The sequence below is a fragment of the Nevskiales bacterium genome (genome assembly GCA_035574475.1).
Taxonomy (GTDB): domain Bacteria; phylum Pseudomonadota; class Gammaproteobacteria; order Nevskiales; family DATLYR01; genus DATLYR01.
The window spans coordinates 1-9572 of sequence record DATLYR010000080.1 but is presented as its reverse complement, the minus strand read 5'-3'; the positions used below and the strand labels follow the sequence as shown (position 1 = coordinate 9572).

General features: G+C 65.0%; 9 protein-coding genes and 1 CRISPR repeat array. All 9 genes read right to left on the bottom strand.

The genetic code is table 11. The annotated features are described in order from the left end of the window. Positions 1 to 18 precede the first annotated feature (18 nt). A CRISPR array of direct repeats spans positions 19 to 928; the repeat unit is 36 nt; unit sequence ATTTCCGAGGCGAATTCGCCTCGGCCTCATTGAAGG. A 77-nt stretch (positions 929 to 1005) separates the two neighbouring features. Next, positions 1006 to 1320 carry a hypothetical protein gene (locus VNJ47_04370; GenBank protein ID HXG28066.1) on the bottom strand — a complete coding sequence of 105 codons (315 nt, stop codon included), beginning with the start codon at positions 1318 to 1320 and terminating at the stop codon, positions 1006 to 1008. A 249-nt stretch (positions 1321 to 1569) separates the two neighbouring features. Beyond that, positions 1570 to 3708 (bottom strand): polyphosphate kinase 1, encoded by a 2139-nt coding sequence (gene ppk1, locus VNJ47_04365; GenBank protein HXG28065.1) that lies wholly within the window; start codon positions 3706 to 3708, stop codon positions 1570 to 1572. A 136-nt stretch (positions 3709 to 3844) separates the two neighbouring features. Next, the gene (locus VNJ47_04360) at positions 3845 to 4516 is read right to left on the bottom strand and encodes a glutathione S-transferase N-terminal domain-containing protein (GenBank protein HXG28064.1); all 672 of its coding nucleotides are present in this window, start codon (positions 4514 to 4516) and stop codon (positions 3845 to 3847) included. A 102-nt stretch (positions 4517 to 4618) separates the two neighbouring features. After that, positions 4619 to 5749, bottom strand: a complete 1131-nt coding sequence (locus tag VNJ47_04355; protein HXG28063.1) for a sulfate/molybdate ABC transporter ATP-binding protein — start codon at positions 5747 to 5749, stop codon at positions 4619 to 4621. Positions 5750 to 5807: 58 nt separating this feature from the next. Beyond that, positions 5808 to 6713, bottom strand: coding sequence for a sulfate ABC transporter permease subunit CysW (gene cysW, locus VNJ47_04350; protein HXG28062.1), 906 nt, complete (start codon positions 6711 to 6713; stop codon positions 5808 to 5810). Beyond that, positions 6710 to 7570 (bottom strand): sulfate ABC transporter permease subunit CysT, encoded by an 861-nt coding sequence (gene cysT, locus VNJ47_04345; protein ID HXG28061.1) that lies wholly within the window; start codon positions 7568 to 7570, stop codon positions 6710 to 6712. Before cysT ends, cysW begins: the two co-directional genes overlap by 4 nt. Beyond that, on the bottom strand, positions 7567 to 8577 hold the full coding sequence (locus tag VNJ47_04340; GenBank protein HXG28060.1) for a sulfate ABC transporter substrate-binding protein: 1011 nt from the start codon (positions 8575 to 8577) through the stop codon (positions 7567 to 7569). The genes cysT and VNJ47_04340 overlap by 4 nt, the downstream gene beginning before the upstream one ends. A gap of 135 nt (positions 8578 to 8712) precedes the next feature. Further along, positions 8713 to 9336, bottom strand: a complete 624-nt coding sequence (locus VNJ47_04335) for a hypothetical protein (protein HXG28059.1) — start codon at positions 9334 to 9336, stop codon at positions 8713 to 8715. Between the two features lie 21 nt (positions 9337 to 9357). Next, a partial coding sequence (locus tag VNJ47_04330; GenBank protein ID HXG28058.1) for a TOBE domain-containing protein occupies positions 9358 to 9572 on the bottom strand: 215 nt, incomplete at its 5' end.

The following is a 9572-nucleotide window of genomic DNA, read 5'->3' as shown; positions in this document are numbered from 1 at the left end:
AGTCCACAACTCCGCGTCATTTCCGAGGCGAATTCGCCTCGGCCTCATTGAAGGAGGCGAAGGCAGCCGCCGATAACGAACTGGCCCGCCACATTTCCGAGGCGAATTCGCCTCGGCCTCATTGAAGGACAGGCTCCAGCTGATGCCAGACGAACTCCACCTGGTCATTTCCGAGGCGAATTCGCCTCGGCCTCATTGAAGGAGCCCGATGGCCCGGTAATGCCGCCGGACGGCCTCGCATTTCCGAGGCGAATTCGCCTCGGCCTCATTGAAGGTCCTTTAGCACGCAAGCCCTATGTTTAAGGGCGTCTTATTTCCGAGGCGAATTCGCCTCGGCCTCATTGAAGGTCAACTGACATAGCGTTATACCTCCAGTTCGACGGATTTCCGAGGCGAATTCGCCTCGGCCTCATTGAAGGGCCTGCACACGCAGCGGCGCGATGTATGCATAGCGGATTTCCGAGGCGAATTCGCCTCGGCCTCATTGAAGGGAGCTGGCGGAGGTGATGCGGCGCAGCGTGCGCTGGATTTCCGAGGCGAATTCGCCTCGGCCTCATTGAAGGTGTAGGACTCGGCACGGCGCGCCGACTCGATGGCCTATTTCCGAGGCGAATTCGCCTCGGCCTCATTGAAGGTTTCTGCTGATGGTCGAGGGCTGACAGTGTGGCCGTGATTTCCGAGGCGAATTCGCCTCGGCCTCATTGAAGGTTCTTCGTCTTCCGGGTCAGGGCGTGGAATGCCCTTATTTCCGAGGCGAATTCGCCTCGGCCTCATTGAAGGTGGCTGGTCGAGAAATACCTGACCGACCATGCGGCGCATTTCCGAGGCGAATTCGCCTCGGCCTCATTGAAGCGTATTCCCCCTTCTTCACAACACTCGAACGTATCGCCCAATTTCCGAGGCGAATTCGCCTCGGCCTCATTGAAGCTGGGTCAAGGCTGTCGATCAGATCGTCGTTCAAGGCTCCGGACCCCGGTCCCGGATCGGAGCCGGGGAGAGCAGAATTCAATCGGGACTCCGCTCCTGGTCATTTCCACGGGGGGCGGGTAGACCCGCGCATTCTTCCAGCAATCTCACTAGGCGCTCTGGGTCTAATGAGTTCGGGTCTGCTGGACGAGCGCCATAGCGAATAGACCCGTCCACGACCTTGCGATCATAGAAGTAAACGGTCCCGGAGCCGGCTGCCTTGACGTAGGCGTAATCGTTGAATGAGGCGTATTCCCGCGCGCTTTGCTTGGCCTTATCCAAGTCTTCGTAGTGTCCGATGTAGCGACGGTTCTTGATCCCGTCCTTGCGCCTGACGCAGTAGACGCTGTACATGGCCGCACCTCGTTTTACTGGATGCCCATTATAACATTTTGGGCCGATCCATGCTTGACTGTGCGCGTATAACTCGTTGATTAAAAAGGATAAACTTGGAGAGCCGGCATGCGCTTCAGCACGACGCCGGCCATCGATCGCTTCGTGATATTCGGCTGCGTCGGCAGCATCGCCGGCTACGGCATCGGGCGGTTACCCCATGCCCTGCGGACACGTGCCCACGGGCGGCTCACCTGCCGGCCGTGCCGATCAGCTCGGCGTCTGCTCCGCCATCAGCCGCTGCTGCGCGGAACGCGGCTCCTCGCCGGCTGCAGGCATGATGCGGCGGTAGGCCCCGTCGGCCGTCAGCTCCCAGGCCTGCGCATTGTCTTCGAGGTACAGCTGCAGGTCCTGCCAGATGCGCTTCTGCAGCGGCTTGCTCTCGATCGGGAAGCAGGTTTCCACGCGGCGGAAGAAATTGCGCTCCATCCAGTCGGCGCTGGCGCACCAGTATTCCGGGTTGCCGCCGTTCTGGAAGTAGAACACGCGCGTGTGCTCGAGGAAGCGCCCGACGATGGAGCGCACGCGGATGTTCTCGGACACGCCGGGCAGGCCGGGCTTCAGGCAGCACATGCCGCGCACGATCAGGTCGATACTCACGCCCGCGATCGAGGCTGCGTACAGGGCGCGGATCATCTCGGGCTCCACCAGCGCGTTCATCTTGGCGATGATGCGCGCCGGACGGCCTTCGCGCGCGTGCTCGGTCTCGCGCTGGATTTTTTCCAGCAGGCCCTTGTGCAGCGTGAACGGTGCATCCAGCAGCTTCTCCAGCCTGGAGGCCTTGCCCAGGCTGGTGAGCTGCAGAAACAGCTTGTGCACGTCCTGGCCGATGGCCGGCTGGGCGGTGAACAGGCCATAGTCGGTGTACTGCCGCGCGGTGCGCGGGTGGTAGTTGCCGGTGCCCAGGTGCACGTAGTTGCGCAGGCCGTTGTCCTCGCGCCGTACCACCAGCGTCATCTTGGCGTGGGTCTTGTAGCCGACCACGCCGTACACCACGTGTGCGCCGACTTCCTGCAGGCGCGTGGCCAGGCCGATGTTCTCGGCCTCGTCGAAGCGCGCGCGCAGCTCGACCACCACGGTGACTTCCTTGCCGGCGCGCGCCGCGGCGACCAGCGCATCCACCACCGCCGACTGTGCGCCGGTGCGGTACAGCGTCTGCTTGATCGCCAGCACCTGCGGGTCGGCCGCCGCCTGCTTGAGGAATTCCACCACCGGCAGGAAGGCGTCGAAGGGATGGTGCAGCAGGATGTCCTGCTTGCGTATCTCGCCGAAGATGTCCCCGCCGGGCGCCAGCGCGGGCGACAGGCGCGGGCTGTGCGCGGGGTACTTGAGGTCCGGGCGATCCACCATGTCGTAGATCGCCATCAGGCGGTTGAGGTTCACCGGCCCCTTGACCTTGTACAGGTCCTCGCCCTGCAGCTGGAAACGCTCCAGCAGGTAGTTGCACAGCTGCTCCGGGCACTCGTGCGCGACTTCGAGCCGCACGCTGTCGCCGTAGCGCCGCGAGGACAGCTCGCCCTCCACCGCGCGCAGCAGGTCCTCGGTCTCCTCCTCGTCCACGAACAGGTCCGAGTTGCGCGTGACGCGGAACTGATAGCAGCCGGTCACGCGCATGCCGGGGAACAGGTCCTTGACGTGCTGGTGGATGATCGAGGACAGGAACACGAAGTCGTGCGGCCCGCTGCCGGTCTCGGCCGGCGGCAGCTGCACCAGGCGCGGCAGCGAGCGCGGCGCGCCGACGATGGCGTAGCCGCTGTTGCGGCCGAAGGCATCACGGCCGTGCAGCGAGACGATGAAGTTCAGGCTCTTGTTGAGGATGCGCGGGAACGGATGCGCCGGGTCCAGCCCGATCGGCGACAGCACCGGCAGCAGCTCGCTCTCGAAGTACTTGCGCAGCCAGGCAGCCTGCTCGGGCGTCCACTGCTTGCGGCGCAGGAAGCGGATGCCGGCGGTTTGCAGGGCCGGGATCAGGCTGTCGTTCAGCACCGCGTACTGCGCCTCGACCAGCTCGTGCGCGCGCGCGCCGATCTGGCGCAGCAGCTCCTGCGGCGACAGGCGGTCGGCGTCGGTCTGCGCCGAGCCCAGCTCCACGCGCTGCATGAGGCCGGCGACGCGGATCTCGAAGAACTCGTCCAGGTTGGTCGAGGTGATGCACAGGAACTTGAGCCGCTCGAGCAGCGGCAGCGACTCGTCCTGCGCCTGCGCCAGCACGCGCCGCTGGAATTCCAGCAGCGACAGTTCGCGGTTGAGGTACAGCTCCGGCGCGGCCAGGTCGGGCGTGGCAGCGGCCGGCGCCGGGCTGACGGGAGCGGGCGCCGGAGCGGAGGCCTGTGCCTGGCTCGGAGTCATGGCTAGGACTATGGTCGGGTCGCGTGACGGCCCCGTGACGGTCCCGTCAGGGGCACGGAATCACTCTAGCAGATCATCTGCCGGGGCAGGTTACAGGCCGTGCCGCAGCGCAACAAGTTGCTTGTAGATCAATGAACTAGCGCTGCACGATGGCCTGCGCCGCCTTGACGATGTCCTCGGCCTTGGCGTTCTCTGCCGGTACCGCCACGCCGCGCTGCACCGCCGGCCGTTCACCGACCCGCTTGAGCCAGGCCTGCACGTTCGGCAGGTCGTCGATCTGCACCCCGGCCCACTTGTGGATCTTCATCCAGGGCCAGCAGGCGATGTCGGCGATGGAGTATTCATCGCAGATGTAGTCGCGGCCCTCCAGGCGTTTCTCGATGACCCGGTACAGCCGCTTGGTCTCGTGCTGGTAGCGGTCGATGGCGATCTGAATTTTCTCCGGCAGGTAGCGGAAGAACACGTTGGCCTGGCCCTGCATCGGCCCGATCCCGCCCATCTGGAACATGACCCACTGGATCACCGTGGAGCGGCCCTTCACGTCCTTCGGCAGCAGTTTGCCGTACTTCTCCGCGAGATAGATCAGGATGGCGCCGGACTCGAACACGGCGAAATCGCTGTTCTCGTGATCGACGATCGTCGGGATGCGGCCGTTGGGGTTGAGCTTGAGATACTCGGGCTTGCGCTGGTCGCCCTTGAGCAGGTTGATGTGCACCACCTCGTAGGGCACGCCCAGCTCTTCGAGCAGGATCGAGACCTTGTGGCCGTTGGGCGTGGCGGCGGTATAAAGCGTGATGGGCTTGCTCATGGGCGCTCCCGGCGGCAATGCCCCCATTCGACGCGATGCCCGGGCAAAGCGCAATGACCCCGGGGGACAGCCGCACGGTCCGTCCGGGAGCTTTTCGCCCGGCTATCCGAGCCGGCCGCGTGCGCGCTGCTCCGCCGAAGACAGCGCGGGGGCCTCGAGCGGCGACCCCTGCGGCCTGGCCTCGCGCGGATACAAGCTGAATTGCATCAGGCGCAGGCGTACCTGGCCCTTCTGACAGAAGCGCGGGACGTCGTGGTGCAGGTGCGGCAGCTCCACCGTGAGTGGAATGCGGCCGGCCAGGGTTTCCACCCGGACGCGCACGATCGGCCCGGTGCGTTGGGTGGACAGCACTTCCACGTCGATGCCCGGTGCGGCGGCCTCGGCCAGCCGCAGGTCGCCCGGCCGCACGTACAGGTCCACGGGTCCGGCTGGATGGATGCTGTCGGTGACGATCGGCAGGTCCGCGCCGGGCAGGTACAGACTGCGCCCGCGCACCTCGGCCTCGAGCACGTTGACGTCGCCGAGGAAGTCGAACACGAAGGGCGAGGCGGGTTTTTCGTACACCTCGTCGGTGGTGCCGACCTGCTCGATGCGGCCGCGGTTCATCACCACCACGCGGTCGGCCAGTTCCAGTGCCTCCTCCTGGTCGTGGGTGACGAAGATGGTCGTGTAACCGGTTCGGTCGTGCAGCTCGCGCAGCCAGCGGCGCAGATCCTTGCGCACGCGCGCGTCGAGCGCGCCGAAGGGCTCGTCCAGCAGCAGCACGCGCGGCTCGATGGCCAGCGCCCGCGCCAGCGCCACGCGCTGGCGCTGGCCGCCGGACAGCTGGCTCGGGTAGCGGCCCTCCAGACCCGACAGCTGCACGAGGTCAAGCAACTCCAGTACGCGGCGACGGATTTCGTCCTTGGGCGGCCGGGCATCGCCCTTGCGCACGCTCAGGCCGAAGGCGATGTTGTCGAACACGGTCATGTGTCTGAACAGCGCGTAGTGCTGGAACACGAAGCCGACGCGTCGCTCGCGCACCGGCAGGAAGGCCGTATCCTCGCCGCCGAACAGGATGCGTCCGTAATCGACGAACTCCAGGCCCGCGATCACCCGCAGCAGCGTGGTCTTGCCCGAACCCGAAGGGCCGAGCAGCGCGATCAACTCGCCCGAGGCGATGTCGAGATCGACATTCACCAGGGCCGGGAAGCCGTCGAAGGACTTGTGTACGCCGCGTACCTGGATATCCATGTTTGTACCCGCCCAGCTGCGTTGGCTCGTTTTGAAAAGTTACCCGTAGGGCCTGTGACTAATGTCTGTGTGATGCCGCCAGTTCGGCGCCATACCGCCATTCGAGAAAGCTCTTCAGCGCCAGCGTCACGAGGGCCAGGCCCGCCAGCAGCGAGGCCACCGCGAAGGCGGCGGCGAAGTTGTATTCGTTGTAGAGGATTTCCACATGCAGCGGCAGGGTATTGGTCTGACCGCGGATGTGGCCGCTGACCACCGACACCGCACCGAACTCGCCCATCGCCCGTGCGTTGCACAGCAGCACGCCGTACAGCAGGCCCCACTTGATGTTGGGCAGTGTCACGCGCCAGAAGGTTTGCCAGCCGCTGGCGCCGAGGCTCAGTGCGGCCTGTTCTTCCTCCGTGCCCTGCTCCTGCATGAGCGGGATCAGCTCGCGCGCGATGAACGGGAAAGTCACGAACACGGTCGCCAGCACGATGCCGGGCACCGCGAAGATGATCTTCAGGTCATGCGCAGCGAGCCACGGTCCCGCCCAGCCCTGCGCGCCGAAGAGCAGCACGAAGGTCATGCCGGCGATCACCGGCGAGACGGCGAACGGCAGGTCGATCAGCGTGACCAGGATATTCTTGCCCCGGAAATCGAACTTGGCGATGGCCCAGGCGGCGGCGACGCCGAACACCAGGTTCAGGCCTACGGCAAAGGCAGCCGCGATGAGCGTGAGGCGGATGGCCGACAGCGCATTGGGGTCTACCAGCGCCTGCAGATAGGTGCCGAAGCCCTGGCGCAGCGCCTCGACGAACACCGCCAGCAGCGGCATCAGCAGGAACAACAGCAGGAACGTGAGCGCCGCGCCGGTCAGCAGCCAGCGTACCCAGGGCTGCTCGGTGACCACCGCGTTGCGCTGCATCAGCGGTTCGAACGGCAGCTTGGGCAGATCCTGTAGTGTGTGGTCGACGGGGGTGGTCATCGGCGTGCTCCGTAACGCCGGCTCCAGGCCTGCAGTGCATTGATGAACAGCAGCAGCACGAAGGAAATCACCAGCATGGCCGCGGCGATGGCCGTTGCGCCCGCATAGTCGAACTCCTCGAGCTTGATGATGATCAGCAGCGGTGCGATCTCCGACACCAGCGGCAGGTTGCCGGCGATGAAGATCACCGAACCGTACTCACCGACGCCGCGTGCGAAGGCCAGCGCAAAGCCGGTCAGCAGGGCCGGCAGCACCGTGGGCAGCAGCACCCGCGTGACCGTCTGCCAGCGGTCGGCGCCGAGCGAGGCAGCGGCCTCCTCCAGCTCCTGCTCGGCCTCCTCCAGCACCGGCTGTACGGTGCGCACGACGAAGGGCAGGCCGATGAAGGTCAGCGCCACCACGATGCCCGGCGGCGCAAAGGCGACCTTGACCCCCAGCGGCTCGAGGAATTGGCCAACCCAACCGTTGCCGGCGTAGATCGCGGTCAGGGCGATGCCGGCCACTGCGGTCGGCAACGCGAAGGGAAGGTCGATCATCGCGTCGAACAGCCGTTTGCCCGGGAACTGGTAGCGCACGAAGACCCAGGCCACCAGCAGGCCGAAGACCAGGTTGAGGCAGGCGGCGAGCAAGGCCGTGCCGAAGCTGAGCTTGAGCGCGGCCAGCACGCGCGGGCTGCTCAGGATCTGCACCAGCCCGTCCCAGCCCAGACCCGCGGCCTTGAAGAACACGCCCGCGAGCGGAATCAGCACCAGCAGACTGAGATACACCAGGGTGTAACCCAGGGTGATACCGAAGCCGGGCAACACGCTCCTGCGCGATGGCTGTCGCGAGCGCAAGCGAGGAATCCCGGCCGTCATTGGCTGCCGTAAATCTGGTCGAAGACGCCGCCGTCGGCAAAATGCGTCTGGTGCGCCTTGTCCCAGCCGCCGAACTGGTCGATCGTGGCCAGCTCGATCTGCCGGAAGCGGCCAGCATATCTGGCCGCGATCTCCGGATCGCGCGGGCGGTAATGGTGCCTGGCGATGATGTCCTGCCCGGTCTTCGAGTAGAGGTATTGCAGATAGGCCTCCGCGACCTTGCGCGTGCCGCGCGCATCCACCACCTTGTCCACCACCGTCACCGGGGGCTCGGCCAGGATGCTGATCGAGGGTGCCACGATCTCGAACTTGTCGGCACCGAACTCCTCGAGCACGAGGAAAGCCTCGTTCTCCCAGGACAGCAGCACGTCGCCGATACCCCGCTGCACGAAGGTGGTGGTGGAACCGCGCGCACCGGAGTCCAGCACCGGTACGTTCCTGTAGAGCCTGCCAACGAATTCCCGCGCGGCCGACGCCCCGCCCTGTTTTTCGGCATAGGCCCAGGCGGCGAGGTAGTTCCAGCGCGCGCCACCCGAGGTTTTCGGGTTCGGCGTGATCACCGCGACGCCCGGCTTCACCAGGTCAGCCCAGTCGCGGATCCCCTTGGGATTGCCCTTGCGCACGAGGAACACGATGGTCGAGGTATAGGGTGCACTGTTGTTGGGTAAACGCTTCTGCCAGTCGGCGGGAATCAGTCCGCCATTCTGGTGCAGGACAGCCACGTCGTAGCCGAGCGCCAGCGTGACGACATCGGCCTGCAGGCCGTCGATGACCGAGCGCGCCTGCTTGCCGGAGCCACCATGCGACTGGCTGACGGTGACGGTCTCGCCGGTCTTTTCCTTCCAGTATTTTGCGAAGGCGGCATTGAAGTCCGTGTACAGCTCGCGCGTCGGGTCGTAGGAAACATTGAGCAGCTTGATATCCGCCGGCGCGGCGGATTTGCCGCAGCCGGATATCAGCCATACCAGGCCGAGGACAAACAGAAATCTTTTGAAAGACAATGACATGGGAGAGAAGACCCTGCGGCTGAGCGCGCGGAGATGCGCAGGGTAAGGCACAAGCTATAGACTAATAAAGGACTATTTGGTTTATTGCTTATATACTAAATAGCATAAGGGCGTTCTCGAGCCGGGCCGCCCGGCTTACAGGAAGCGCAGTTCCTCGACATCGAACGAACGTTCCTGCGGCGCTGCGATGCCGTCGAGCGGCAGCAGGCGCCGGTCGATCCAGCGGGCATTGCTCAGCCATAGTCCTTCGAATTCCACGCCGTGATGACGGTTGAGGATCACGAGCCGTTTGGCGCGCGTCAGCATCAGCACCACGCGATTCTCCGGAGGCAGGGCGATCTGCAGCAGCGCATGCAGTGTCGAGTCACGCAACAGCCCCGGCCAGCGCTTTTCCAGCGGGCGCAGGTAACGGTGCACCAGATGCCAGGTGTCGGAGCGCCCCGGGGTGGCGGTTTCCAGGCCCAGCGTGCCGTTGTGCATCAGGTAGATGTCGTCGGTGACGCGGAACGGATGTGCGTTGAACTCACTGGTGTCGCCACGGGTGCGGCGCCGCAGGTGCAGCGCGTACTCGGCACCGCGCAGGCTTCGCTCAGTGGCCAGTAATTCCTCGATGTTCAGTTCGGAGCGGCGCTCCACCAGGGGTTTGCCGTTCGTGTCGAAGCCCATCAGGCCCCAGCCGTCATGGTTGAGCGAGGCGCCAGCGCGCAACAGATCCTCGGGGATGCGCTCGCCGGCGGGCTTGTGGATGATCAGGCACATCGGTCTGGTACCTCCAGCGGCCTAACCGATCGTGCCGACCAGCACTTCGGTTGCCTTGAACAGCGCAATGGCCGGATCACCGATACGCAATCCCAGGCGGTCGATCGAACTGCTGATGACTACCGCTGACACGATGCCCGCGGCGGTCTCGATCTCAACCTCGGACACGACATCGCCGCGGTTGATGGCGACCACCGTGCCCTTGAACTGGTTTCGCGTGTTGATCTTTGTGAACG

Bases quoted from the DNA above. Each gene is read 5' to 3' on its own strand.
- cysT (HXG28061.1), bottom strand. From the start codon at position 7,570: ATGACGGCCGGGATTCCTCGCTTGCGCTCGCGACAGCCATCGCGCAGG.
- VNJ47_04355 (HXG28063.1), bottom strand. From the start codon at position 5,749: ATGGATATCCAGGTACGCGGCGTACACAAGTCCTTCGACGGCTTCCCG.
- VNJ47_04335 (HXG28059.1), bottom strand. From the start codon at position 9,336: ATGTGCCTGATCATCCACAAGCCCGCCGGCGAGCGCATCCCCGAGGAT.
- VNJ47_04340 (HXG28060.1), bottom strand. From the start codon at position 8,577: ATGTCATTGTCTTTCAAAAGATTTCTGTTTGTCCTCGGCCTGGTATGG.
- cysW (HXG28062.1), bottom strand. From the start codon at position 6,713: ATGACCACCCCCGTCGACCACACACTACAGGATCTGCCCAAGCTGCCG.
- ppk1 (HXG28065.1), bottom strand. From the start codon at position 3,708: ATGACTCCGAGCCAGGCACAGGCCTCCGCTCCGGCGCCCGCTCCCGTC.
- VNJ47_04370 (HXG28066.1), bottom strand. From the start codon at position 1,320: ATGTACAGCGTCTACTGCGTCAGGCGCAAGGACGGGATCAAGAACCGT.
- VNJ47_04360 (HXG28064.1), bottom strand. From the start codon at position 4,516: ATGAGCAAGCCCATCACGCTTTATACCGCCGCCACGCCCAACGGCCAC.